The following is a 26,344-nucleotide window of genomic DNA, read 5'->3' on the forward strand; positions in this document are numbered from 1 at the left end:
GTCTGCTTTCTAGACCCGCACAGGCACGTGGGGGATTGCCTCCAGCCAGGAGCCAGCTGGCGGTAGTGCTGCCAGTTGTCTCCTGGCCACGGCCTACCCCGCAGTTGTGCCTGCGCTGCTGAGTGGTATTTATTTTGGTTGTGGTTCTAATAGGAAGAAGATCGGCGACTTGGTGATACTGATTTTGTACTTTTGAAAAAGAAGTATACGAACTGCCTTACACACGATCTAACGAAGGCGACTGCTGTGGTAGGCGTAGCGATGAGACAAAGACAGGTGAACTTCCTGTCTCTGGCTCCTCGCGAAAGCCATCCACCAGCGCCGAAGTGGGGATAAAGAATTTGCCACTTAGATTGCTAGCTAAACCACAACCTCCTGGACGAACAGGAAAAAGAAAGGCACGTGCAAGAACCACAACCGCACGCCGCTTATTAGGCATGCTAAATAGAAACGTAATCCATGGTCACTTACTCACTTACAACAGAACAGTGACCTAAAGAGCACTAAAAGTCTATTGAAAACACAAAAAAAGGTCTGCCGGCGGAAGTTGTCACTTCCAGAGCAAACCTTTTTTCATATATTACTTACCTTCTTCAACTTCCACTTCAGCATCATCAGCTGGAGCGTCTTCTGCAGGTGCTTCTACGTCAACTGGAGCTTCACCTTCAGTTGGTTGCTCTTCCATCTTGAACAAATCAAGTGAAGCTTTCAAATCTTCGTCTTTAATTTTTACATCTGCTGCTTCTACAAGCTTCGAAACTTTAGCCAATAGCTCATTTTCGTCAGCCTTTTCCATCAATAGTTCGTGACGAATTTCATCTTTCTTTTCATCAGAGATTTTCTCATCTTCAGCTTTGCGTTTTTCTTTTACTTCGATGATGTGGAAGCCATTATCTGATTGAACCGGCTCACTGATTTTGCCTGGCTCTAAGTCGTATGCAGCGTTCCAGAATTCAGGAACCATTACACCGTATGCGAACCAGTCAAGATCTCCGCCTTCATCTTTAGAACCTGGATCAGTAGAGTATTCTTTTGCTACTTTCGCAAAGTCTTCTCCATTATCCAACTTCTCTTTTACTTCTTTTGCTGTTTTTTCATCTTCAACTAAGATGTGACGAGCGTTGATTTCTGATTGAGATTCTTCAAGGCGTTTGTTTAACTCTTCGTCAGAAACTTCAATACCGTCAGTCAATGCAGCTTCCTGCAATTTATTCAAACGAATCATTTTTTTGAAGCTGTCAGGTGTTTGTCCTTGTTGAGCTAAAAATGCTTCGAAGTTTTCACCGAGTTGTTCTTTGTTTTTATCAAATTCTGCGTCTACTTGCTTATCGTCTACGTCATACTTATCATCCAGAACCTTTTCTAAGATGATCATTTGTAGAGCTTGTTCACCGACAGATGTTTTCATTTCTTGATAAAACTCATCTTTCGTTACATCTCCTGCTTTAGAGGTCATAACCTTTTCATCCCCGCCACCAGAACAAGCGGATAAAGCTGCAACCGAAGCTGCGAGTGTAAATGCTAACATCTTCTTTTTCATGTAATTAACTCCCCTAATCTAAGTATAGATTCTGTATATTCTTTAAGTAAACACTATACCATATAACGTATGAAAAACAAAAAGGTTCCATTCATTCAAACTGCCCAACCGCTTTTTTCTACTTTCGCATAGGATACAATGTGAAAGGGGGTGCCTTCATGAGCGGTTACACACATGGCGGATCAGGTTCATCAGGCTTTGCTTTAATTGTTGTGTTGTTCATTTTGTTGATTATCGTCGGTGCGGCATACTTGTATTAAAAAAAGCCCTGCCTCCAGTACTGGGGGTGGGCATACATAGTGTCAGGCGCTAAAGAACACTTCTACATATAAGGATAAAATGAGGATTGTAATCAGAATGTTTACAGTACGATAAATCTTTGGCTGCTTTTCTTCTGGGATCTCTCTAGATTGGCAAAGAGCAAATGTCATTTTATTAATTTGATATAAGTAGAACAATGAAAATAGAATGGTAATCGCTATAACCATTTTAGACCTCCTCTTTCTGCTTCTGTACTATCATAGCAGAATTTATGATCAAAAGGAAAAAAACTAAACTGTGTGAAGAGCAGGTAGTTATGACTCTACTTCAGATTTTGTAAGGTAATCATTCGAATCGACATAGGTCTTCTCAATGTTCTGGAAACCGCGTTCAAATATATCCATGAAATCATCTCCGTAGATGTTACGTAATACAGACATGACTTCAAGGAATTCAGGGAATTTACCGTAAATATCGCGAATAGGAAGAGAACCTTGAAGTACGCTATAATCTTCATTATGGTAATTTTCATTCATCTGGATGAGTAATGCTTTGCCTTCTTCTGAAACCGTCACGTATGTATTGCGTCGGTCATCATCTTTTTTCGAGAAGTACAAAAGCTGACGTTGTTCCAACTTTTTTGAAAAGTTAAAGGCGGTTGAGACGTGCATTACACCAAACTTCGCAATGTCTGAAATTGTGGCGCCTTCTAAATGATAGGCGATCCATAAAATATGATGTTCATTAATGTTGAGTTCATACGGTTTAATCCATTGTTGCCAATCCTTCTCTACAGCTTTCCATAATGCCTTGGACATTTGGGCTACGCGTTGATTGAAGATCATGGCGTCTTTACGTGAAATATGTTGATCGGCCATCGAGACACCTGCTTTCTTTCAGTCTTTTTATTTATTATACCAAAAAAGCAACAAATAGAGAAGACGGAATAATAAAATAAATCAGTTTGAGTGTATACGCCCATAGAATCCAGATAGTTCATAGCTGTTTTACTATGGGTCACTCAAAGATTAGCAAGTAAAAAACTGATGCCTAAATGGAAATGCGTTAGCGAGTACTAATGGATTTCTCGAGATCATCCAGTGCTGTTTGGATTGCAGAAATTTCTTTCTCCAAACGTTTCTTATTATGTTCGGTTGAGCGCTTCCAGTCTGCCACGGAAACTTTCATTTCTTCAACTGTCTCTGGTACAAGTTCTTTTGCTTCTTTCGATAAATCGGTTACGGAATCTTTTAGATCTGCGACTTGCCCTTTGACATCTTTCAACTTATCCTTCAATTCGAGTGATGCATTTTTGACACTATCACGCAGTTCGCTGCCAGCTTTAGGTGTAGAATATAGAACAGTTACCGCAGAAGTGACAGCACCTGCTGCCAGACCAATAAAGAATGTGGACGCTTTCATATAGAGAACACTCCTTTTGTATAGTTATTATTTTATTAAAGCATGTTACTACGTAGTTGAGCAAGAAAATGAATGAAATATTATTCTAACAAAAGCTTTTGTCCTAATGGAGGAGAGGATTGGATAGAAGAGTGGAATCCATTTCAAGTTATGCAACATAGTCCCGCACTCTTCTGTTTTACATCCTCGACGTGTTATTCTTGCAGTCGTCTTGAAATATTGGTAGCTAATTCAGATACTACGTCCATCGGGAACTGCTCTATTTTTGTGTTAAATTCTACTTTCAGACCATCTGTTTTATCATAGCGTGGAATTAAATGCATATGGAAATGATAGACTGACTGACCTGCGAAAGATCCGTTGTTTTGTAATAGGTTCATCCCGGACGGTTGAAATTCTTCTTTTAATGCGTTAGCGATTTTTGGTGCCGCTTTAAATAAATTCGCAGCTTCTTCTTCAGTTAATTCATACACATTTTCACGATGTGTTTTTGGAATTAGGAGTACGTGCCCTTTCGTGACAGGCATAATGTCCATAAACGCGATCACGTGATCATCTTCATATACTTTTTCTCCTGGAATCGTGCCTTCTACAATCTTGCAGAAAATACATGAGGTCATTTCTACACATCCTTTCATGTTTGGATGTATTGTAGCATATTTTCAGATAGTTAACGAAGGCGGATAAAGCAATTTTACAATTTTTTTGCTAAAATAATAAAAGAAGATAGGGGGAAAAATAATGGCAATCCTAGAACTAGAACATGTAACAGGTGGTTATACGCGTAAGCCCGTTTTACATGACCTTTCATTTCAAATCAAAGAGGGGGAATTGGTCGGGTTAATCGGACTAAATGGTGCAGGAAAGAGTACGACAATCAAACATATTATCGGTGTGATGAATCCCCTCGAAGGAGTAATCAAGATTGACGGTGCGACGTTTAGTGATAAAGAACATTACCGCCAGTCATTTAGTTATATTCCAGAGACTCCAGTGTTATACGAAGAACTAACATTACAAGAACATTTAGAACTGACTGCGATGGCATACGGGTTGGACAAGCAGCAGTTTGAAATCCGTACCGAACAATTGCTGAAAGAGTTCCGTATGGAAAAACGCTTGAAGTGGTTTCCTGCTCACTTTTCTAAAGGTATGCGACAGAAAGTCATGATCATGTGTGCTTTCTTAGTAGAACCAAAATTATATATTATCGATGAGCCGTTCGTCGGTTTAGATCCGTTGGCGATTCGCGCATTACTCGACCAAATTATTGAACGGAAAAATTCGGGTGCTTCTATACTGATGTCGACTCACGTTTTGGCGACGGCTGAGAAGTATTGTGATCGTATTATTTTGTTGCACGAAGGACGGGTACGTGCGAACGGTACGATGGACGACTTGCGCAAGGCCTTTGGACGACCGGATGCAACACTTGATGACTTGTATATTGCAATGACTGAGGAACCTGACTATGAACAACATGCATGAGATTTGGGGACAACGATTCTTCCATTACGTCAATGAATTACAGAAATATATGCGCTATGTATTCACTGGACATTTGGCTATAGTCTTCATGTTCGCCATTGGAGCAGGAGGCTATGCGTATAGTGAATGGCTGAAAGAAGTGCCCGCTACATTCCCATCTGTCTTCATCGTATCCGTCGTCATTGCTCTCTTGTTAATGAAAGCTGCACCGACTACGTTACTAAAGCCGGCAGACATTGTCTTTTTCCTGCCATTGGAAAACCAATTGCCGAGCTATATGAGACGTTCAATTACTTGGTCGACGTTTTCTCAACTTCCTTTGCCGTTGATTGCCATGGTCATTGCATTGCCTTTATTAAAGGCAACGGAAGTGGGCGCAGGCACTGATTATCTCCTCGTGATATTGCTGATCATTGCGTTTAAAGGATTGTTTGTAGGGACTGAATATAGTGTTCGAGTAGCCAATCATGATTTCGTTTGGCCGGACCGTGTGCTTCGTCTGGTTTTAACATTTTCAACAATCTACTTCGCTCTTACGTGGAGTTCGGTTGCAATCTTTATCGGAATTTTGATCGCCATGCTCTATGCGAAGTTTTGGGATAAAAAAGCAGAGCAGTTTCCGTTTCCATATGAGCAGTTTATTGAATTGGAACAAAACCGCATGATGCGTTTCTATCGATTTGCGAATTACTTCACGGAAGTACCGCATCTAGTCGGATCAGTAAGTAAGCGTAGCTGGTTAAAAATTGCTATGAAACGTTCTACGTTCAAGCGCAAAGATGTACAAGATTACTTGATCGTCCGGACATTTATTCGTACAGATGATACATTTTGGTTGTGGGTTAGATTAACGGTGCTGTCTGCGTTGGGTGCATTCTTAATACCGATACCGATCGTCTCGTTCATCTTTGTAGGGGCATTGGCGTTTGCGACTGCTGTTCAGTTAATATTGGCACTTGAAGGCGGCTTCGAGTTCACTATGGATCAGCTGTTTCCTGAAGAACAGGAAAAATCGCAAATCAAAGCGGTTCGTTTGTTAGTAAGAAAATTGATTTGGCTACAAGCAATCATTCTATTACTGGCGGCATTACCATTGTACGGATTAAGTGTTACACCACTCTTGATTGCAGCTATCGCACTCATTGTCGGTGAAGCAACAATTCGATTGACTAAAGAGCAAATGATAGATATATGATGCTAGACAGTAGATAAGTTAAAATAGTGATAGTAAATCAGCATTTCTTAAGTAAAAAATTAATCCTGTCGCGGAATTTTCTGGATATATGTACCTAGTGAACGTTAATCTAATTAAACAGAAGTAATTAAAAAGTTAGAATAGTTAAAATAATGGTTGCAATTCGTATTCTATTGCATATATAATTACTAAAAGGTATCAGGGGTGAGAGAGATGAACAATAACAACTCATATGCTGAATTTTTGAAAGCGGTAGGTAACAAAGGCACTTCTCTCCAAGCGGAAAAGCTGCTGAACGAAATCTATTGGGATCTGTTTCTACAACACATTCATTGGGAACAAACACAATCGCGAATCATGCTATTGATTGACGATGCGCTGGATCAAAATGACGAAGAAGCATTCGACCTGTATACACAACAATTACTCGACATTTCACAAGAACACGGATACGAACTTAAAACAAAATAATGTTTTCATAGGCACTGCTAGGGCAAAATTCTAGCAGTGTTTTTTTATTGTATAGAATGTCTAGCTGCAAGTTTCTTTCACAAAGTACAAGGGTACAATAAGTACATAGAGAGTTAGCTTAAAACGTACGTTCGTTATTTCTTTAGAAAAAAACCTAGTTGTGGTAAAATAGAAGGACAGGTGTTTAAGAAGAGGAGTGGAACCATTTGAACGAAACATTTCAATTGCAGGCACCATATACGCCGCAAGGAGATCAGCCAAAAGCGATCGATAGCCTTGTTAACGGCATTAAACAAGGTAAGAAACATCAAACGTTACTTGGTGCAACGGGTACAGGTAAAACATTTACCGTTTCTAATGTACTGACAGAAATCAATAAACCTACACTGGTCATTGCGCACAATAAAACGTTAGCAGGCCAATTATATAGCGAGTTCAAAGAGTTTTTTCCAGATAATGCAGTAGAATACTTCGTCAGCTTCTATGACTTTTATCAACCGGAAGCATATGTTCCGCAGACAGATACTTTCATTGAAAAGGATTCATCGATCAATGATGAAATTGATAAACTTCGCCACTCCGCAACGAGTGCTTTATTCGAACGCAATGATGTCTTGATTGTGGCATCCGTTTCGTGTATTTACGGCCTTGGTTCGCCGGAAGAATATAATGACATGGTTTTTTCATTACGCAAGGGGATGGAAATACCTCGTAATGAACTATTGCGCACGCTAGTGGACATTCAGTACGAACGCAATGACATCAATTTCACGCGTGGTACATTCCGTGTTAGAGGCGATGTAGTCGAAGTCTTTCCGGTGGCACGTGACGAGCGTTGTATACGTCTTGAGTTTTTCGGAGATGAAATTGAACGAATCCGTGAAGTAGATGCCTTAACAGGTGAAGTCATCGGTGATCGTGATCATGTGGCTATTTTCCCAGGATCTCACTTCGTTACACGCGAAGAGAAGTTACTTAAAGCGATTGAAAATATTGAAATCGAGTTGGAAGAACAGCTTAAATATTTACGTGACAACGATAAGTTATTAGAAGCGCAACGCTTAGAACAACGGACGCGCTACGATTTAGAAATGATGCGGGAGATGGGCTTCTGTTCTGGTATTGAGAACTATTCCAGACATTTGACGTTGCGTGAAGCAGGTGCAACTCCTTATACGTTGCTGGATTATTTCCCTGATGACTTTTTGATCGTAGTGGATGAGAGCCACGTCTCCTTGCCGCAAATTCGCGGTATGTACAATGGAGACCAGGCACGTAAAAAGGTATTGGTGGAACACGGTTTCCGCTTGCCGTCTGCATTAGACAACCGCCCATTGATGTTTGAAGAATTTGAAAAGCATATTCGACAGGCAATGTATATTTCTGCAACGCCAGGACCTTATGAAATTGAGCATACAGACGAGATGGTAGAACAGATTATACGTCCTACAGGATTACTTGATCCAATCATTGAAGTGCGTCCGATTGAAGGGCAGATTGATGATTTATTGGATGAAATACAACTTCGAATTGCACGAGATGAACGTGTCTTGATTACAACTCTTACGAAAAAGATGTCAGAAGACTTGGCGGATTATTTAAAAGATATTGGGATTAAGGTTCAGTATCTCCATTCTGACGTCAAGACACTGGAACGGACAGAAATTATTCGTGAGTTACGTGTCGGGACGTATGATGTGCTGATTGGAATTAACTTACTGCGTGAAGGGATCGACATCCCAGAAGTTTCATTGGTCACGATTTTGGATGCAGATAAAGAAGGGTTCTTGCGTTCAGAACGTGCGTTGATCCAGACAATTGGTCGGGCCGCACGTAACTCAGAAGGACGCGTCATTATGTACGCGGATAAAATGACGGATTCCATGAAGAAAGCTATTGATGAAACGGAACGTCGTCGTGAAATTCAAATAGCTTATAATGAAAAACATGGTATAACACCAACAACCATCGTCAAACCGATACGTGAATTGATCCGTGCCACTCAAGTGGCTGAAGAAACGGAATCGTATTTGCAAAAGGTGACCAACGGCAAGAAGCTATCGAAAGACGAGAAAGGCTTATTGCTAATTAAATTGGAAAAAGAAATGAAAGACGCAGCAAAAGCGTTGGACTTCGAAAGAGCTGCAGAATTACGTGATACCGTATTAGAACTGAAAGCAGAAAGGTAGAGTTCGCATGAAAAATAAAGAACTTGTAATTCAGGGAGCGAGAGCGAATAACCTGAGAGACATTACAGTGAAGATTCCACGCGATAAATTAGTTGTGCTTACTGGCCTATCTGGCTCAGGAAAATCTTCACTGGCGTTTGATACGATTTACGCGGAAGGACAGCGCCGCTATGTGGAATCATTATCCGCGTATGCGCGTCAATTCCTTGGACAAATGGATAAACCAGACGTGGACTCTATAGAAGGATTGTCGCCGGCGATTTCCATCGACCAGAAGACAACGAGTAAAAACCCACGTTCTACTGTAGGAACAGTGACAGAAATCTACGACTACTTGCGTTTGCTATATGCAAGAGTTGGGAAACCACATTGTCCGTATCATGGCATTGAAATCTCAACGCAGACGATTCAGCAAATGGTGGATCGTGTAATAGAGTTGCCGGAGCGTACTCGAATTCAGATTTTGGCACCTATTATTTCAGAACGTAAAGGGACGCATGCCAAACTATTCGAAGATATTAAAAGACAAGGGTATGTGCGCGTGCGAGTCAACGGTGAAACGATTGATTTGGACGATAATATAGATTTAGATAAAAATAAAAAGCATACGATTGAAATCGTCATTGACCGGATTGTCATGAAAGAAGGCGTCGAAACACGTTTAAGTGACTCGTTGGAATCCGCGTTACGATTAGCTGACGGTAATGTTCTTGTCGATGTAATCGGTGAAGAAGAACTGTTTTTCAGCGAACATCATGCATGTCCTATTTGTGGGTTTTCAATTGGTGAGCTAGAACCGCGTATGTTTTCATTCAACAGTCCATTCGGTGCATGTCCTGAATGTGATGGGCTCGGCATGAAACTTGAAGTCGATCCAGATTTGGTCATTCCAAATAATGAACTAACGCTAAAAGAACACGCCATTGCCCCATGGGAGCCAACAAGTTCTCAGTATTATCCGGAACTTCTGAAGACGATTGCCAAGCATTATAAAATTCCTATGGATGTACCGGTTAGTGAATTAGTTGATTCGGATATTGAAAAACTAATGCTAGGCTCGAAAAAAGAGAAGATTCGTTTCCGCTATACAAATGAATTTGGTAACACCCGCGACAGCGATATTTATTTCGAAGGTATTTTACGCAACGTGGAACGCCGTTATCATGAGACATCTTCAGACTATATTCGTGAGCAGATGGGTAAATATATGACGGAAAAATCCTGTCCTACTTGTACAGGTTATCGCTTAAAGCCTGAATCACTTTCGGTATTAGTGAACGGTGAGCATATCGGGAAAATCACGGAACGCTCGATTGTTGAAACAACGAAATTCTTTGACCAATTAACTCTTTCTGAGAAAGACGCACAAATTGCAGATATGATCCTAAAAGAAATCCAAGAACGTTTAGGCTTCTTGGTGAACGTCGGTCTCGACTATCTGAATTTATCACGCTCAGCAGGGACACTGTCTGGTGGAGAGGCACAGCGGATTCGCTTGGCTACACAAATTGGATCTCGTTTGACGGGTGTTTTGTATATACTCGATGAGCCTTCAATCGGACTTCATCAGCGAGACAATGATCGATTAATTGGCACACTACAAAGCATGCGGGATATTGGAAATACGCTGATTGTTGTAGAACATGACGAAGACACGATGATGGCTGCTGACTATTTAATTGATATAGGTCCGGGTGCTGGTGTGGCAGGAGGAGAAGTGGTAGCTGCAGGCACTCCTGCAAAAGTCATGAAAAACAAAAAATCGCTGACCGGTCAATATTTGAGCGGAAAGAAATTCATCCCACTTCCGACTGAACGCAGACCACGTGATGAGCGAAGCATTATCGTCAAGGGGGCTTCAGAGAACAACTTGAAGCATATTGATGCTGAGTTCCCTCTCGGTCAATTTATTGCAGTTACTGGGGTTTCCGGTTCGGGCAAGAGTACGTTGGTCAATGACATATTGCATAAAACATTGGCTCAGAAATTGAATCGATCCAAACAAAGACCAGGGAGATTCGATAGTATCAGTGGTGTGGAATATTTGGAGAAGATTATCGATATCGATCAATCACCAATTGGACGAACACCACGTTCCAACCCAGCAACGTATACAGGCGTCTTTGACGATATTCGCGATGTTTTTGCCATGACGAATGAAGCGAAAGTTCGTGGCTATAAAAAAGGTCGCTTCAGCTTCAACGTGAAGGGTGGACGGTGTGAAGCATGCCGTGGAGATGGAATCATCAAAATCGAAATGCATTTCCTTCCGGATGTATATGTACCGTGCGAAGTATGTCATGGCAAACGGTATAACCGAGAAACACTTGAAGTGAAGTATAAAGGAAAGAATATTGCGGACGTACTGGAGATGACAGTGGAATATGCGGTGGTGTTTTTCGAGAATATCCCGAAAATCCATCGTAAATTGCAGACGATTGTGGATGTAGGCCTAGGCTATGTACAATTAGGTCAACCAGCAACGACACTGTCTGGTGGAGAAGCCCAACGTGTGAAATTGGCTTCCGAACTGCATAAACGTTCCACAGGTAAATCGTTTTATATTTTGGACGAGCCAACAACAGGTTTGCACGTTCATGACATTGCCAAGTTACTTGAAGTTCTACAACGTCTAGTTGATAGCGGTAACACCGTTCTCGTTATTGAGCATAATCTGGATGTCATTAAGACAGTCGATTATATTATCGATATTGGTCCGGAAGGCGGCGACAAAGGCGGAGAAATTGTTGCGACGGGGACACCTGAAGCGATAGCAGAAGTCGAAGAGTCCTACACGGGTAAATATTTGAAGACCATCCTAGAAAGAGATCGAAATCGGATGAAAGAACAAATTAAAAAAGTAGTAAAGAAATAGAAAATGAAACTTTTGTTCCTCAGAACCGTATAAATAGATAGTTACTGCAAAGATTGTTCAAAACGAGGAGGAATCTGGAAATGCAAAATGAACGCATACGAATACTAACGATGCTTGAAGAAGGTAAAATCACAGCTGAAGAAGCATTGAAATTACTGGAAGCCATGGGTAAGGAATCTGAACAAAGAACTGCAGAAGAGAGCTCTTCAGCTGATGCTTTCTTCGAAGATATCCGCAAAGAATTCGTCTCAGCAGGTGACCGCTTCATGCAATTTATGGATACGGCAGTACACCGTGTGAAAGAATTCGATTTCGAAGCACCATTCAGCAAATCTGTCTCCTTTACACATACAGATAGTAAATCTGTAGAAGATATTGAAGAAATCATCATCCATATCGATCACGGTACTGTGGAAATTCATCCTTCAGAAAACGATGAGATCATGGCGAAGTTTTCTGTAAAGCATTTCAATACTGATTCTGAAGCAGGCGCACTTAGCCAGTTCCTTGAAAAGTTATTGTTCGTGAAAGACGGTAATAAGTTGCGCGTCGGGAGCGACTTGAAAATGTTGCAAGTCAACTTGCATCTGTACGTTCCGACTTCAACACTTTATAATAAACTCTCTGTCCGTTTGTTGAACGGAGGATGTTCAGTAGAAGGCGTCGCTTTCAAAGATCTACGCATCAAAACGGCGAATGGTAAAATTGAATGTGCAGATATCAAATTCGACGAAGCCGAACTAGAAACAGCAAATGGTATGGTACGTTTATTAAAAGTTACTGGTGAGAAGCTAGAAGCCGAAACATTAAACGGCCGTGTCTATATAGATGGGGCGGTACAAGATGTAGATGCGAAATCCTTAAACGGAAATGTGACGTTGACGACTTCATCTGCTGATGCAAAAAGATTGGAAGCAAAGTCAATTAGCGGTTCTGTTGAAATTTACTTCCCATCTTCCATAGGTGTTAAGGGAGAGATTACGTCCAACATGGGCAAGCTCGACTTGCAATTAAATGACGTGTCCCGTGTGGAAGAGCAAGAGCAATTCTTGCATCGTACGATCCGCTTTAGCAAAAATGCCGATGACGCGACGAAAGAACCGTTGCATGTTACTGGTGAGTCCAAGACGGGCTCAGTCATGGTTCGCTATAACTCTGTCGATATGGTTTGATAGCATAATGAAACACCTGCATTGCCATTTGTGGCGGTGCAGGTGTTTTTTTGTTTGAATGTAATGAGGGGGAGTGCTTGGGTACTCATTAATTTGTCTGAGCGCTCATTGTGGTTGCGTTCCCGCTCTATAGTGAGGGGTAAGCGCTCTATCCCAACAGCTAAGCGCTCTATCACGGTCCGTATCCGCTCATACTAATGGTTTATGCGATCAATCATGCCGCGTAACCGCTCATTGCCCTGCAACATCGAGAGAGCAATCGCTCGAGCGCTCATTAATTCGTGTAGGCGCTCATTGTGGCTGCGTATCCGCTCTATAGTGAGGGCTAATCGCTCTATCCCCGACCGTATCCGCTCATACTAACGGTCTATGCGATTAATCACACCGCTCAACCGCTCATTGCCGCCCGTATCCCATCTCATCCAAGCCAAAACCCTCCCATTTCACCTCCCATACTCCCAACACAAAATTCCAAAAGCGATAGCCCGTGCGCATTGGCATTGATAGGCTTTACTCTGCAATAACGCGGCCTCTGTCTGGTTTGACATGAAGCCACATTCTGCTAAAATTGCAGGCATATTCGTGTCGCGCAGTACGGCGAAGTCCGCTTTCTTCACGCCGCGATCGGGACGCTGGCAAGCGGAAATTAGGGCTTTTTGCACGGCAGATGCGAGCACTGCGGAACTTTTACTTGCTTGTGGATAAATATACGTCTCAATCCCTTGTGCTGTGTGCCAGCCATTGCCGAATGCATTTGCGTGGATTGAGACAAACGCATCTGCTTTCATTCGGTTAGCTGAAGCTGTTCGTTCGCTTAAAGGTACGTCGTGTGAAGCCGCGTGTGTGTACTTGATTTTAAGGCCTTCGTTCGTTAAAAGTTCACCGACAAGTGAAGCTACTGCTGCATTAAAGTAATACTCCCGAAGCTTTCCGTCAGGTGTTCGTTTACCGGGTGTATCTGGTCCGTGACCCGCATCAAGAATGATTAGTGTCAATTCTGTCCACTCTCCTTTATCCTCTATATAGAGAATTCTTTTAAAAGGGATACAAAAAGGGGAGAAAGATTAAGAAGTAATCCATTTCTTTTCGTTTCCTTCATGGTAAAATAGGTTGGAATAGTTTGTACATAAGCACAAAAGACTGCCAGAATACGTACATCGTAGCAGAAAGTGAGGGATTTCATGGGTGAATTAACAGTAGAAGATATGATGAATCGATTTGGATTGGAATTGATTGCTGGGCATGCAGGCATTCATAAGCAAATCCAAATGAGTGATATTTCACGGCCAGGACTTGAGATGGCTGGTTATTTTGATTATTATCCTGCGGAACGTGTGCAGTTGATCGGGCGTAAGGAGATGTCTTTCCTCGAAACATTGCCTGCCATTACACGAAGAAAGCGTTTGGAGCGACTTTGCTCGGTTGATACGCCAGCATTCATTATTGCTCATGGCGAAGAAGGTCCAAAGGAATTGAGTCAATTAGCAGAGGAGAAAAACATTCCTGTTCTCCGGACGGATTATAAAACTACACAATTTTCGGGGATGTTGACGAATTACTTGGTTGGACAACTTGCTCCGATGACGACAGTTCATGGTGTGCTAGTGGATGTGTATGGTGTGGGTGTGTTGATCACAGGTGGCAGCGGAGTAGGTAAAAGTGAAACTGCGTTAGAACTCATTAAAAAAGGGCATAGACTAGTAGCGGATGATTCAGTTGAGATTCGTCAGGTGTCCGATAACGTCTTGATCGGAACGTCACCCAAACTGTTGAAACATATGTTGGAGATTCGCGGGGTCGGTATTATCGATTTAATGACGTTATTTGGAGCGAGTTCCGTGAAGGATGATAAGCGTGTATTACTAGCGGTCGATTTGGAGATTTGGGATGATAAGAAGCACTATGATCGTCTCGGGATTGATGAAGAAAAAGTAGAAATTCTCGATTCGCAAATTACGAAATTATCTGTTCCTGTAAGACCTGGGCGGAATATTGCGGTCATCATTGAAGTAGCAGCGATGGATTATCGAATGAAACGTCTCGGCATTAATGCTGCAGAGGAATTTACGAAGCGTTTGGATCAAGCAATCGCAGATAATGCGGAATTATTAGATGAAGAGGAGCGCGACTAAGTGAATGTATCTATGCTAGCGATTAACCCAGTCGCGATCAGTATTGGCAGCTTAGAAGTTCGCTGGTACGGTATTTTGATTGCGCTCGGAATTATTTTAGGATTTATGATAGTTCAACGAGAAATGCTGAAGCGGGGAATGCACCCTGACTTACTAACGGACATGCTCATTTGGGCGATACCTATTTCAATTATCAGTGCACGAATTTACTATGTTATTTTTACGTGGGATTATTACCGTGATCATCCCGACCAAATCATTCAAATTTGGAATGGCGGGATTGCCATCCATGGTGCGTTGATCGGTGCGGTCATTACCGCCGTGATATTCTGCAAGAAGCGTGGCGTGTCATTCTGGAAAGTTGCGGATATTACGGCACCTGGTTTATTGATTGGACAAATTATCGGGCGCTGGGGGAACTTCATGAATCAGGAAGCGCATGGCGGACCGGTTTCAGAAGCGTTTAAAGAAAGTACGATTATTCCTGACTGGATTATGAATCAAATGACCATTGACGGGATCACGTATCATCCGACATTCTTGTATGAGTCGTTATGGAATGTTGTCGGACTCATTTTGATTTTAGTGATTCGCAGAACGCTGAAGATGAAACGTGGCGAAGTATTCTTGTTTTATGTCATCTGGTATTCTATAGGCAGATTCTTTATTGAAGGGATGCGGACAGATAGTCTGTATGTCATCGGCAGTTTGCGTGCAGCGCAGTTAGTATCTGTAACGGGAATTGTCATAGGGATTGCCATTTTGTTGTATCGTAGATATGTAATGAAAGTGAAAGAGAACTATGATGACAAACAAAAATAATATCGCATTATCTAATACGTTGAAAAGTGGTTTACAAGTGGGATTAAAAACGACATGGTCACTCGGTAAGATCATTTTCCCTATTACGTTGCTTGTAACCATTTTGCAATTTACGCCTATCCTACCTTGGCTTGTGCAATTGGTTGAACCTATCATGCATCTTTTTGGCTTGCGCGGTGAAGCAGCCGTGCCTATCGTGCTTGGGAATGCATTAAACTTATACGCTGGAATTGCCGGCATCATTTCATTAGAATTAACGGTGAAAGAAGTATTCATCATTGCTATGATGATCAGTTTTGCGCATAATCTGTTCATTGAAACAGCTGTCGCCATAAAAGTGGGCGTCAAACTATGGACAGTGCTTGTTGTACGTCTTGGATTGGCTGTGCTAGCTGGAGTGCTAATTAATTTATTCTGGACAGGTGGTAATGAAATCGCGCAATACGGTCTAACGCCAAAAGCGGAAGTCGTACCGGAAGGCTTTGTGCAAATTTTCTTGCTGGGACTTGAAAAGGCGGCATTTGGCGTTTTGCAGCTGGCATTGATCGTCATTCCGTTAATGCTGTTTGTGCAGTACGTGAAAGACCGCAAATATTTAGAGCGTTTTTCTACTAGTTTGGCACCGTTTACAAAAATGATTGGTGTGAAACCGAATGCATCGATGACACTAGTTGCTGGATTATTGATTGGGCTGGCATACGGTGCAGGTGTCATGATTCAAGCAGTGCAGGAAGATGGCGTATCAAAACGAGATATTACATTGGCCTTCATATTCTTGATGGCATGTCATGCGGTGATTGAGGACACACTATTATTCTTGCCACTCGGTATACCGATTTGGCCATTATTGATTATTCGGCTTGTAACTGCCATTGGACTGACGATTACAGTGAGTATTCTATGGAAGCAGCCGAGAGAGAAGGGGGAAGCTGTTATTGACTAATCAACCGATTACTACATTATTATTTGATTTTGACGGAACGCTTGCAGATACAAATGAGTTAATACTCTCTTCTTTCCAACATGTATTGGAAAAACATTTCCCTGGACGTTTCGAGCGGGAAGAGATGTTGCCATTTATCGGACCTACATTACATGATACGTTTTCATCGATTGCACCGGATATGACAGAACAATTAATTGACGAATACCGTGAATGGAATCTGGCGAACCACGATGCATATGTCACTGAATTCGAAGGCGTGAAAGATACACTTCGTAAATTGTATGATCTTGGTTTGAAGATGGCAGTCGTTTCCACGAAGAAGCGTGACATGGTTGAAAGAGGGATTAATCTTCTAGGAATTACCCCTTATTTTGAGACTGTAATTGGACTCGATGATATTACGAATCCTAAACCGAACCCAGAACCCATACTACTGGCGTTAACACGTCTGGATCGAACAGCAGAAGAGTCACTTATGATCGGGGATAATTTCCACGATATACTCGGCGGACGAAATGCAGGAACACGAACTGCAGCCGTTGCATGGGCACTAAAAGGGGAAGAATACTTGCAGACATTCAAACCTGATTACATGTTGCAACATATGTCCGACTTACTTAAAATTACTGCGGGCATCAAGCTATGAGACGCACAGAGCGGCATCCTTCCAAAGGAGATGCAAATTCGCTTTGGCATATTTACCGAACGGTCTCGATTTTAAAAGTAGCCAAAAATTTCATCGTCATTCAAATTGCGCGGTACACTCCGTTCGTTTCATGGAAAAATGTTTTGTATCGATTGTTCTTGCGAATGAAAGTCGGAAAACATACGGCTTTTGCGCTGATGGTTGTACCGGATGTCATGTTTCCAGAACGAATTTCTGTCGGTGAAAACTCTATAATTGGGTTTAATACGACGATTTTAGCGCATGAATACTTGATAGATGAATACCGTATTGGAGATGTGGAAATAGGCAATCATGTACTGATTGGGGCCAATACGACAATTTTACCAGGCGTTAAAATAGGTGACGGTGCTATTGTTTCCGCTGCGTCACTCGTCAATAAAGATATTCCGGCTGGTACATTTGCTGGCGGGAATCCAGTGCGTATTATATATACAGCCGAAGAAATGGCAGAACGTGCAGCACGTGAAAGCAAATGAATGACGGACTATGTAGTTGTGCTATACTAGAGGATACATTGCAGGGGGACGTCAAGTGCGTTCCTCTTACTTTTTCGGAGGAGTTCGATTGAAAAACAACCAACGATTTATGAAAGATAAAATTATACCTTTCCTGCCTGACGGTGATTTTTATCGTAAACGCGCGATGCAAGCTATGCAGCGTGAACAATTTTCTGATGCAGAAAAATATTATAAACGTGCACTAGAATTGAATCCAGATGACGCACTGACACATATGGAATATGGCGTGTTCATCATGGAGGTCGGTCGCTTTGAAGATGCGTATGAGCTGTTGCAAACGGCTGATGATCTAGATCCAAATAATGAAGAGACGACATTCTATTTAGCGGAAGTTCACGCACATCTTGGTTTACTGCGTGAAGCGAAGCAATATGCATTGAAATATGTAGCTATGGCACCGGATGGTGTATTTGTAGAAGAAGCTCATGAAATCTCTGAATTCGCTGATCAAGAAGAATTGTTCGTTGAAGAAGGCGAACAGCTTGATGGTGAAGTGATTTTTAGGCAAGAAAAAGCACGTCGCATGATGGAACAAGGGGATTTTGAAGATGCTATAGAAGTGCTAGAAGATTTATTAGTGGATTATCCGAAAACATGGGCTGTCCATAATAATTTGGCGCTTGCGTATTTTTATATTGGCAAAGAGAAGCATGCAGAAGACATATTGTATGATGTCCTGCGTGAAGAGAAAGGTAATATCCATGCACTATGTAACTTGGCAGTGTTCTTTTATTACAACCGAGATGAAGTGCGCCTGAACAGCATGATGGAGTTGTTGTCGAAAATTAAACCGTATCAATTCGAGCAGCGCTATAAATTAGGAGCGACATTTGCACTAACTGGTCGTTATGAAGAAGCGTACCACTGGCTTCGAAGTCTGCAAAAACGCGGATTTGAAGGAGATGTCGGGTATTATTTCTGGCTAGCGAATGCCGCATACTTTACGGGTCATCGAAAAGTAGCAGAACAGGCAAATGAAGCTTTGTTGAAGTTGGATCCTACTAAAGAAGGTTTCGAACCTTGGAAATCACTGGATGAAGAGTTGGACACGGATTCTTACGAAGAGGATGTGCCGTTCTTGATTGAAAAGATTTCGAACCCTTATCGCAGTGAGCGAATGCTCGGTTTGTACTTAGTAGGAAAGTCGTCACATTTACAGGAGATCTTATCGCATCCGGGATATATAGATGTTGAAAAATTGACTGCTGCAGAACAGCTTTTTTTAGCGCACAGCCTGAACTATTCATTCAAGGTGACTACTCCATTCGAAAAGGCTTTGAAAAAAGCGCTAGCAATTTGTGATCTATTGTATGAAGAGTATAAACCGCTTGATGAGCAAGGAGTACAGCTCTTTCAAATGTGGTTCTCTTTATGTGAAAATGCGCTTGAACAAAAATATATGTTCAGCAATGTACATGCACTTGCTGCCTCTGCAGATTTTATGTTCCAATCTTCACATGACAAAAAAGTGACAAAGAAGTCTATCGCAGAAAATTATAGCGTATCAGTTGCAACACTTTCTAAGTATATTCAAGAACTGCTTCAATTTCTGCCTTATTCAAAAGAATAAATACCTGTAGATGTTGCATTTAAGTTGAAATTCACGTGTATTTCTCGTACGATTTTATGTAGCGATAGTTTTATCTGCCAGTCAGATAAAATGTTTGGTGATATGAATGAACACCAAGGGATGCGTATTTTGAAGGAGGAAAAACACCATGACAACGGAAGAAAAAGTATATGATGTGATCGTCGTCGGAGCAGGTCCAGCAGGGATGACAGCAGCTGTCTATACATCACGTGGAAATATGTCCACACTGATGCTAGAAAGAGGCTTGCCAGGCGGTCAAATGGCCAATACAGAAGATATTGAGAACTATCCTGGATTTGAAAGTATTTTAGGTCCGGATCTCTCCACGAAAATGTTCGATCATGCGAAACGTTTCGGAGCTGAATATGCGTATGGAGACGTAACGAAAATCGAAGACAGCCGTGAATTCAAAACGGTTCATGTAGGCGAGAAAAGTTATAAAGCACGTGCAGTTATTTTGACTACGGGTGCAGAATACCGAAAGATCGGTGTACCGGGTGAAGAAGAATTAACGGGCCGTGGCGTTAGTTACTGTGCAGTATGTGACGGGGCATTCTTCCGTAATAAAGATATCGTCGTAATTGGTGGCGGTGACTCTGCGGTAGAAGAAGGTTCATACTTAACACGTTTTGCTAATAAGGTAACTATTATCCACCGTCGTGATACATTGCGTGCACAAAAAATCGTTCAAGAGCGTGCGTTTGCAAATGAGAAGATTGATTTCATTTGGAATTCAACGGTTAAGCAAGTGAATGAAAAAGACGGGAAGATCGGTTCTATAACGTTGGTATCTACTGAAGACGGTTCTGAACGTGAAATGGAAACGGAAGGTATGTTCGTTTATATCGGATTGGATCCAATAACAGAGCCTTTCAAAGAGCTTGGCATTTTAGATGAAAACGGCTATATTGAAACGAATGACATCATGGAAACAAAAATTCCAGGGATCTTTGCTGCGGGCGATGTGCGTGAGAAATTATTGCGCCAAGTCGTGACCGCTACAGGAGACGGAAGTATTGCAGCTCAAGCAGCTCAGAAGTACATCGAAGAGTTGATGGAAGAAGTAGAAGCGAAGGCATAAACAGGTTATTATTTTGTAACGTGTATGTAATCGTCCTGCAATATAAAAGGGGGATAATAGAAAGAAGAAAGACCCCCTTTCATAATATAGCAACTTTGTGGCTATTTACGGTACAAACTTCCGTGAATAGTCACCTTTTTTTTTCGTTTTTAATGAAAGCGTTGTATACTATAAGTACATACTTGAAAAGTGGGGAACTACATATGCAAAAAATTGCTAATTTGCTCGTGGTAAAAGACGGTCAAGTCCTATTACTAAAGAAGCCAAGGCGTGGTTGGTATGTAGCACCGGGAGGGAAAATCGATGAAGGTGAGTCTGTATATGAAGCAGCTAATCGTGAATTTCTCGAAGAAACCGGTGCGCAGGCGATCTCGCCACATTTAAAAGGCGTATATACGATGATGATTATGGATGATGAAGGAACAGAATTATTGAATGAATGGTTACTCTTCACATTTGTCGCACATGATTATTCCGGAGAATTAATGAAGACAACCGTCGAAGGTGAACTGGAATGGCATCCGCTTGAAAGTTTGCATACACTGCCAATGGCGGAAGGTGATCGCAAGAATTTACTCTTTGCGGTTAGTCAGAAAGGTATGCAATATGGAACGTTCTATTATACAGAGCAATTCCGCTTCTTGCGAGAATCGCTTCAACAATCAATGGAAGGTGAATAACATTTATGGATCAACCACAAGCGGTAAATGAATATGAAGTCGTAATTATTACAGGGATGTCAGGTGCAGGCAAGACAGTCGCCATGCAATGCTTCGAAGACATGGGATTCTATTGCATAGACAACTTGCCACCCGAATTGTTTGTAACATTCCTGGATTTGATGATGAAGTCGGATAATCAGATGAGACGCATTGCCGCTGTGATGGATACGCGCGGAGGAAGTTTATTTGATTCCATGGTTACTGCACTCGAAGGATTATTCAAAATGGAAGATGTTAAAACAAGTTTGTTATTCCTCGACTCAGATAACGAAGCACTTGTGAAACGTTATAAAGAAACGCGCAGATCACACCCGTTATCTGAAGGAGGCGTGTTACTCGAAGGGATTCGCAAAGAACGTCATTTGCTGACTGAAATAAAAGGACTTTCACGTTCTATTATTGACACATCTAAGTTAAAGCCTAAGCAATTACGAGAGAAAATCACACGTGAATTTTCTGAAGCAGGCGAGCCGAACTTCACCTTGAATTTTGTATCATTCGGATTCAAGCATGGGATGCCAATTGATGCAGACGTAGTGTTCGACGTTCGATTTTTACCGAACCCGTTTTATTTGGAAGAATTACGTCCGTTGACAGGTTTGAATCACGAAGTATCGGATTACGTATTGAAATGGTCAGATACAAAAGAATTAATTGAAAAACTAACCGATTTATTTAAATTCTTGATCCCTCAGTATAAACAAGAAGGAAAAGGTCAGGCGGTTATCGCATTCGGTTGTACAGGTGGTCAACATCGTTCTGTTACACTTGCTGAATACTTTACAGGTGTTTTTAAAGACGACTACCCGACGCATGTATCGCATCGAGACGTTGAAAAAAGAAAGGGTTGACATGAATATGCAATCCACTACGATGAAAAGAGTTGTTGTGTTCGGCGGTGGCACAGGATTATCCAATATCCTTCGTGGGTTAAAACGTTATCCGATCGAATTGACAGCGATAGTTACGGTAGCGGATGATGGGGGAAGTTCAGGTCGTTTATTCGACCAGTATAACGTCCCGCCGCCTGGAGATATAAGGCAAGTTATGGCAGCGCTTTCAGATGTTGAGCCTATGATCGAGAAAATGTTTCAGCATCGTTTTGAGGGATCCGATGGCTTGAAAGGACATTCTCTAGGGAATTTAATGCTTACAGCCCTAACGACTATTACTGGCGATTTCGCACGTGCAGTCGAGCAGATGGGCGTTGTGCTGAATATTAAAGGAACCGTACTACCTGCAGCAAATCAGCGAATTACCTTGCATGCCGAGCTTGAAGATGGTTCAATCATTACAGGTGAATCGAAAATCCCTCTCTATGGAAGGAAAATCCGTAACGTTTTCATCACGCCTCAAGATGTAAAACCTTTGCCAGAAACAGCGGATACAATAAAAAATGCAGATTTAATCGTATTTGGACCGGGAAGCTTGTATACTAGTACTTTGCCAACACTTTTAGTGCAGGATATTCGCGAAGCGGTTCTCGAAAGTACTGCAAAAAAGGTCTATGTTGGTAATTTAACTACGCAACGTGGCGAAACGTATCGCTATACTGCTTCTGAGCATGTTCAGGCGCTTTATGATCATGCGGGAGAACCATTTCTCGATGCAGTACTAGTGAATAATGCAGAAGCGTTCAGATGTACCCATAACCTGAGTGAAAATGAAGAACCTTGGCTTGTGGAGAATGACCTAGAAATACTTCAATCACTAGTACCTGAAGTATTTGTGCAGGAGATTGCCACAATCTTAGATGGAACGATCATGCATAAAACGATGGAAGTATCAGATATGTTGATGCGTTATATAGAGAGAACGTAGAAGGCGGATAGATATGAAGATCGCCGAAAAGGGGGAAAATCATGTCTTTTGCATCCAAAACGAAAAAGGAACTGACACAGATTGAGGCGGATGACTGCTGTACGAAAGCAGAAATTGCGGCATTCATCCGAATGAATGGTGTCATGTCTTTTTCTAATAAACAACTTAGTCTTGACGTTCAAACAGAAAATGCCTCTATTGCGCGTCGTCTGTATTCGAACGTGAAGGCGTTGTATCCTTACAAAGTGGAATTGCTTGTACGAAAAAAAATGCGTTTAAAGAAAAATAATATCTATATTTGTCGGATCCGAGATGGAGCCAAACATTTACTAGAAGAGTTGTCGATTATGACGCATGATTTCCAAATGATTAACACGATCGATCCACAGCTAATTGAAAATGACTGCTGTGCACGCGCATACTTACGGGGAGCTTTCCTGGCAGGAGGTTCCGTTAATAATCCGGAGACGTCTTCTTATCACTTGGAAGTCTTCTCAAGTTATCAAGAACATAGTCAATCACTTGTTGAGTTGATGAACCATTTTCAGTTGAATGCGAAATCTATTGAACGTAAAAAAGGATTTATCGCTTATCTTAAAGAAGCAGAAAAAATATCCGATTTCCTTGGCATTATCGGTGCGCATGTATCCCTTATGAAGTTTGAAGATGTGCGGATTATGCGTGATATGCGCAACAGTGTGAATCGGCTAGTGAATTGTGAAACTGCCAATCTGAATAAGACAATCGGTGCGGCACAAAGGCAAGTAGAAAATATTAAGTTAATTGAGCGCACGATTGGTTTAGATCAATTACCGGATCGTCTGCAAGAAATTGCTCAATTACGTGTTACGCACCAAGACGTGACGCTAAAGGAACTAGGTGAACTGGTAACGGGTGCACCGGTCAGTAAATCGGGCGTCAATCATCGTTTGCGTAAGATTGAAGAAATCGCAGATCGTTTACGTTAAATAACTAGTAGAACCTTCATGAGAAGAGGAAGAAAAGGAGCACACACTATGGTAGAAAAAACAGTAAAAGTAGGAATTAAACCTGGTTTACAAGCGAGACAGGCGGCGTTATTTGTACAGGAGGCCAATAAGTATACGGCTGATATTTATTTGAAGAAGGATAATCGTCAGGTGAATGCGAAGAGCATTATGGGGATTATGAGTTTGGCGATTGCGAAGGGGACGGAGATCACGTTGATTACGGACGGGATTGATGAGGATTTGGCTCTTCAGAATTTGGCTGATTTAGTTGAAGTTGAGCAGTGAGTTGGATATGGGTGGCGATGACCTTTTGAGGTTTCGTCATCTTTTTTTGTCTTCTGGCTTAGTGAAGGGGGCGTGGAGAAGCCGTTGGTCTGCGTTCCAGGCGGACGCTTTCCCATGGGCCCGCGGTGAGCCAACCAGTTCGCTTCGCTCTCTTTTGGTTGTCTCACCTGATCGGGCTGATCCATCGGGAGCCGCCTTCCACTCCGACCAACTAGTGTCGTCTTTTATATTTGAATGCTGATGCATTTGTTTTGTAAGGAGTAAGACCATAAATATAGACTTAGCTCAAAATCAAAATCAAAATCAAACCCAAACCCAAACCCAAACCCAAACCCAAACCCAAACCCAAACCCAAACCCATATAAAATACAAAATAAAAAGGTTGTCGCGGAAGGCCATTTGGCTTTCCGGACAACCTGTTGTTGTTATTTCTTTTCGATTTCGCTGCGTTCTAGAACGTGGTCGACTAGACCGTATTCTTTAGCGCGTTCGGCAGTCATGAAGTTATCGCGGTCTGTGTCTTTTGCGATGACGTCGATTGGCTGGCCAGTGCGATCTGCTAGGATTTGGTTTAGTTTTTCACGTAGGTGCAAGATGCGTTTTGCGGCGATTTCGATTTCAGTTGCCTGACCTTGTGCGCCACCTAGTGGTTGGTGAATCATTACTTCTGCGTTTGGCAAAGCGTAACGTTTACCTTCTGTACCAGCTGTTAGCAAGAATGCTCCCATAGATGCTGCCATACCTACACAGATTGTGCGGATGTCTGGCTTAATGTATTGCATTGTATCGTAGATTGCCATACCTGCTGTGATACTTCCACCTGGGCTGTTGATGTAAATGGAGATATCTTTATCTGGATCTTCAGCTTCTAGGAATAGCAGTTGTGCAACGATAGAGTTGGCTACGTTGTCGTCAATGCCGCTCCCCAACATGATAATACGGTCTTTCAATAGACGAGAGTAAATATCGTACGCTCGCTCACCACGGTTTGTTTGTTCAATAACTGTAGGAATTAGATTCAATTAGACTTCCTCCTTTAATTACTTCATAATATTCGTTCGGTTGAAATCATTTCGTATTTCAACTATAACTGTATTTTACCTATTAAGGTCAACAAAGGTCAAATCATTTGCCTTAAAAATACACATTGCTTTTCATTATATTCTACGATATAATGGAAGATGTCTCTTACAGATGAAAAGCTTTTTTCTGTAGTGGAGAAATTATAGTTAAAGCTTGATACTACACGTTTAGTCCTCGTGGTGCAATGGATAGCACGTGAGCCTCCGAAGCTCAAAATGTGGGTTCGACTCCCGCCGAGGGCATCAAGGTTCTATCTTAAACAACGGTTGTTTGTCATGGTCCATTTGGATCGCGCATCCAATCGTTGTTTTTTTACGACATTGGAAAGATATAAATAGAACACACTCGATGAGAAAAAGTGTAAGTAATCTCATTGAGTGTGTTCTTTTTTAATAAGTTATATTCATTTTGTTTACTTTTTCCTATGAATAAATCATCGGTAGAAATTCAGAACCGAAGTAATGCTCCGGAGATAAACGTGAATGTTTGTGAGAGTTAGGTAGTGTTTACATGGGGGTGAAGCACCAATCCCCATCGTTCCTAATTTCAAGAAACCGATAGCCACCATAACCCCATCAACGTAATCAGAAGCGTAGGCACAGTCAATACACTACTTACTATGAAATAATACCTTCATGAAGTACGCACACCCTTTAACGACAGTACATGCAACCAAAGCAACGTCGCCAGCGAGCCGATTGGTGTCATCTTCGGACCTAAATCAGACCCGATCACATTTGCATAAATTAACGCCTCCCGCACATCAGGTGGTACCGCTGCGTCCTGGATTGCTGCGATGAATCCCATACAATCGTAGCAGCATGCAAGCCGTGACTTGATGTCCACTCGATCAAGCCAGTCAGTACAGACCTCAATCCTGCTACTCCGGCAACAAGCAGGATGACTAGTAAAAAACATCCGTACGCTGCTTCCTTTGGCAAAACACGCCATATGTAATGCAGACCAGCCAATTGATAGGTTACGCGGTTGCCAAATAACCAAGACTAGCGTGAGTAGAAATATAGTAGATGCTAGTATTATTTGCATGGTACT

Annotated in this window: 26 protein-coding genes, 1 tRNA gene and 2 pseudogenes; 20 read left to right on the forward strand and 9 right to left on the reverse strand. The window is 41.8% G+C overall.

Annotated elements, in window-relative coordinates:
- Window positions 1-580 precede the first annotated feature (580 nt).
- Window positions 581-1,540, reverse strand: a complete 960-nt coding sequence (locus CSV80_RS12225) for a peptidylprolyl isomerase (protein ID WP_099671307.1) — start codon at window positions 1,538-1,540, stop codon at window positions 581-583.
- Window positions 1,541-1,698: 158 nt separating this feature from the next.
- On the opposite strand from CSV80_RS12225, the gene CSV80_RS12230 reads away from it, so the two are divergent.
- On the forward strand, window positions 1,699-1,800 hold the full coding sequence (locus CSV80_RS12230) for a YjcZ family sporulation protein (protein ID WP_081657910.1): 102 nt from the start codon (window positions 1,699-1,701) through the stop codon (window positions 1,798-1,800).
- Window positions 1,801-1,842: 42 nt separating this feature from the next.
- On the opposite strand, the gene CSV80_RS12235 is transcribed toward CSV80_RS12230, so the two are convergent.
- The 4 genes from CSV80_RS12235 to CSV80_RS12250 form a co-directional block, all read right to left on the reverse strand.
- Window positions 1,843-2,028: a hypothetical protein gene (locus CSV80_RS12235; protein WP_029054118.1), complete on the reverse strand. Its 186-nt coding sequence runs from the start codon at window positions 2,026-2,028 to the stop codon at window positions 1,843-1,845.
- Window positions 2,029-2,115: 87 nt separating this feature from the next.
- Entirely contained in the window at window positions 2,116-2,679 is a 564-nt protein-coding gene (locus CSV80_RS12240; RefSeq protein WP_029054117.1) for an HTH-type transcriptional regulator Hpr, read from the reverse strand.
- A 187-nt stretch (window positions 2,680-2,866) separates the two neighbouring features.
- On the reverse strand, window positions 2,867-3,223 hold the full coding sequence (locus tag CSV80_RS12245; RefSeq protein WP_029054116.1) for a YtxH domain-containing protein: 357 nt from the start codon (window positions 3,221-3,223) through the stop codon (window positions 2,867-2,869).
- A 194-nt stretch (window positions 3,224-3,417) separates the two neighbouring features.
- Window positions 3,418-3,843, reverse strand: coding sequence for an HIT family protein (locus CSV80_RS12250; RefSeq protein ID WP_099671309.1), 426 nt, complete (start codon window positions 3,841-3,843; stop codon window positions 3,418-3,420).
- Window positions 3,844-3,964: 121 nt separating this feature from the next.
- On the opposite strand from CSV80_RS12250, the gene CSV80_RS12255 reads away from it, so the two are divergent.
- From CSV80_RS12255 to CSV80_RS12280, 6 genes are all read left to right on the forward strand, one after another.
- A complete protein-coding gene (locus CSV80_RS12255) occupies window positions 3,965-4,711 on the forward strand; it encodes an ABC transporter ATP-binding protein (RefSeq protein WP_099671310.1) in 747 nt (248 codons plus the stop codon).
- On the forward strand, window positions 4,695-5,906 hold the full coding sequence (locus CSV80_RS12260) for an ABC transporter permease (protein WP_099671311.1): 1,212 nt from the start codon (window positions 4,695-4,697) through the stop codon (window positions 5,904-5,906). Before CSV80_RS12255 ends, CSV80_RS12260 begins: the two co-directional genes overlap by 17 nt.
- A 213-nt stretch (window positions 5,907-6,119) precedes the next feature.
- Entirely contained in the window at window positions 6,120-6,377 is a 258-nt protein-coding gene (locus CSV80_RS12265; RefSeq protein WP_099671312.1) for an IDEAL domain-containing protein, read from the forward strand.
- Between the two features lie 206 nt (window positions 6,378-6,583).
- Complete coding sequence (uvrB, locus tag CSV80_RS12270) at window positions 6,584-8,566, forward strand: excinuclease ABC subunit UvrB (RefSeq protein ID WP_099671313.1); 1,983 nt, start codon at window positions 6,584-6,586, stop codon at window positions 8,564-8,566.
- A 7-nt stretch (window positions 8,567-8,573) separates the two neighbouring features.
- Window positions 8,574-11,441, forward strand: a complete 2,868-nt coding sequence (gene uvrA, locus CSV80_RS12275; RefSeq protein WP_099671314.1) for an excinuclease ABC subunit UvrA — start codon at window positions 8,574-8,576, stop codon at window positions 11,439-11,441.
- Window positions 11,442-11,521: 80 nt separating this feature from the next.
- Window positions 11,522-12,613 (forward strand): DUF4097 family beta strand repeat-containing protein, encoded by a 1,092-nt coding sequence (locus CSV80_RS12280; RefSeq protein WP_099671315.1) that lies wholly within the window; start codon window positions 11,522-11,524, stop codon window positions 12,611-12,613.
- 443 nt (window positions 12,614-13,056) lie between these two features.
- Here the strand turns inward: CSV80_RS12280 and CSV80_RS12285 are convergent, their stop codons facing one another.
- Window positions 13,057-13,608, reverse strand: coding sequence for an N-acetylmuramoyl-L-alanine amidase family protein (locus CSV80_RS12285; RefSeq protein ID WP_099671316.1), 552 nt, complete (start codon window positions 13,606-13,608; stop codon window positions 13,057-13,059).
- Between the two features lie 186 nt (window positions 13,609-13,794).
- Between CSV80_RS12285 and hprK the strand changes: the two genes are divergently transcribed.
- The 12 genes from hprK (at window position 13,795) to CSV80_RS12345 (ending at window position 24,208) form a co-directional block, all read left to right on the forward strand.
- A complete protein-coding gene (gene hprK, locus CSV80_RS12290; RefSeq protein ID WP_099671317.1) occupies window positions 13,795-14,745 on the forward strand; it encodes an HPr(Ser) kinase/phosphatase in 951 nt (316 codons plus the stop codon).
- The gene (gene lgt, locus CSV80_RS12295) at window positions 14,746-15,567 is read left to right on the forward strand and encodes a prolipoprotein diacylglyceryl transferase (protein ID WP_233201601.1); all 822 of its coding nucleotides are present in this window, start codon (window positions 14,746-14,748) and stop codon (window positions 15,565-15,567) included.
- On the forward strand, window positions 15,551-16,510 hold the full coding sequence (locus CSV80_RS12300; protein ID WP_099671318.1) for a nucleoside recognition domain-containing protein: 960 nt from the start codon (window positions 15,551-15,553) through the stop codon (window positions 16,508-16,510). The genes lgt and CSV80_RS12300 overlap by 17 nt, the downstream gene beginning before the upstream one ends.
- Window positions 16,503-17,159: a pyrophosphatase PpaX gene (gene ppaX / locus CSV80_RS12305; RefSeq protein WP_099671319.1), complete on the forward strand. Its 657-nt coding sequence runs from the start codon at window positions 16,503-16,505 to the stop codon at window positions 17,157-17,159. The genes CSV80_RS12300 and ppaX overlap by 8 nt, the downstream gene beginning before the upstream one ends.
- A complete protein-coding gene (locus CSV80_RS12310) occupies window positions 17,156-17,677 on the forward strand; it encodes an acyltransferase (protein ID WP_099671320.1) in 522 nt (173 codons plus the stop codon). Before ppaX ends, CSV80_RS12310 begins: the two co-directional genes overlap by 4 nt.
- Before the next feature lie 88 nt (window positions 17,678-17,765).
- Window positions 17,766-19,289 (forward strand): tetratricopeptide repeat protein, encoded by a 1,524-nt coding sequence (locus CSV80_RS12315; RefSeq protein ID WP_099671347.1) that lies wholly within the window; start codon window positions 17,766-17,768, stop codon window positions 19,287-19,289.
- A gap of 148 nt (window positions 19,290-19,437) precedes the next feature.
- Window positions 19,438-20,391, forward strand: a complete 954-nt coding sequence (gene trxB, locus CSV80_RS12320) for a thioredoxin-disulfide reductase (protein ID WP_099671321.1) — start codon at window positions 19,438-19,440, stop codon at window positions 20,389-20,391.
- Window positions 20,392-20,594: 203 nt separating this feature from the next.
- Window positions 20,595-21,071 (forward strand): 8-oxo-dGTP diphosphatase, encoded by a 477-nt coding sequence (locus tag CSV80_RS12325; protein WP_099671322.1) that lies wholly within the window; start codon window positions 20,595-20,597, stop codon window positions 21,069-21,071.
- Between the two features lie 5 nt (window positions 21,072-21,076).
- Window positions 21,077-21,964, forward strand: a complete 888-nt coding sequence (rapZ, locus tag CSV80_RS12330) for an RNase adapter RapZ (protein ID WP_099671323.1) — start codon at window positions 21,077-21,079, stop codon at window positions 21,962-21,964.
- A 22-nt stretch (window positions 21,965-21,986) separates the two neighbouring features.
- Window positions 21,987-22,934 carry a gluconeogenesis factor YvcK family protein gene (locus tag CSV80_RS12335; protein WP_099671348.1) on the forward strand — a complete coding sequence of 316 codons (948 nt, stop codon included), beginning with the start codon at window positions 21,987-21,989 and terminating at the stop codon, window positions 22,932-22,934.
- A 41-nt stretch (window positions 22,935-22,975) separates the two neighbouring features.
- Window positions 22,976-23,902: a DNA-binding protein WhiA gene (whiA, locus tag CSV80_RS12340; RefSeq protein WP_029054096.1), complete on the forward strand. Its 927-nt coding sequence runs from the start codon at window positions 22,976-22,978 to the stop codon at window positions 23,900-23,902.
- A gap of 48 nt (window positions 23,903-23,950) precedes the next feature.
- Window positions 23,951-24,208, forward strand: coding sequence for an HPr family phosphocarrier protein (locus CSV80_RS12345; protein WP_029054095.1), 258 nt, complete (start codon window positions 23,951-23,953; stop codon window positions 24,206-24,208).
- A 425-nt stretch (window positions 24,209-24,633) separates the two neighbouring features.
- On the opposite strand, the gene clpP is transcribed toward CSV80_RS12345, so the two are convergent.
- A complete protein-coding gene (clpP, locus tag CSV80_RS12350) occupies window positions 24,634-25,230 on the reverse strand; it encodes an ATP-dependent Clp endopeptidase proteolytic subunit ClpP (RefSeq protein ID WP_029054094.1) in 597 nt (198 codons plus the stop codon).
- Window positions 25,231-25,461: 231 nt separating this feature from the next.
- Between clpP and CSV80_RS12355 the strand changes: the two genes are divergently transcribed.
- Window positions 25,462-25,533, forward strand: a tRNA-Arg gene (locus CSV80_RS12355).
- Window positions 25,534-25,837: 304 nt separating this feature from the next.
- On the opposite strand, the pseudogene CSV80_RS17880 reads toward CSV80_RS12355, so the two are convergent.
- Window positions 25,838-26,169, reverse strand: a pseudogene (locus CSV80_RS17880) (ArsB/NhaD family transporter); the annotation flags it as partial.
- 52 nt (window positions 26,170-26,221) lie between these two features.
- A pseudogene (locus tag CSV80_RS18045) lies at window positions 26,222-26,338 on the reverse strand (ArsB/NhaD family transporter); the annotation flags it as partial.
- Window positions 26,339-26,344: the final 6 nt, after the last annotated feature.

It is taken from the genome of Sporosarcina sp. P12(2017), from assembly GCF_002743035.1.
In the GTDB taxonomy this organism is placed as follows: Bacteria; Bacillota; Bacilli; order Bacillales_A; family Planococcaceae; genus Sporosarcina; species Sporosarcina ureae.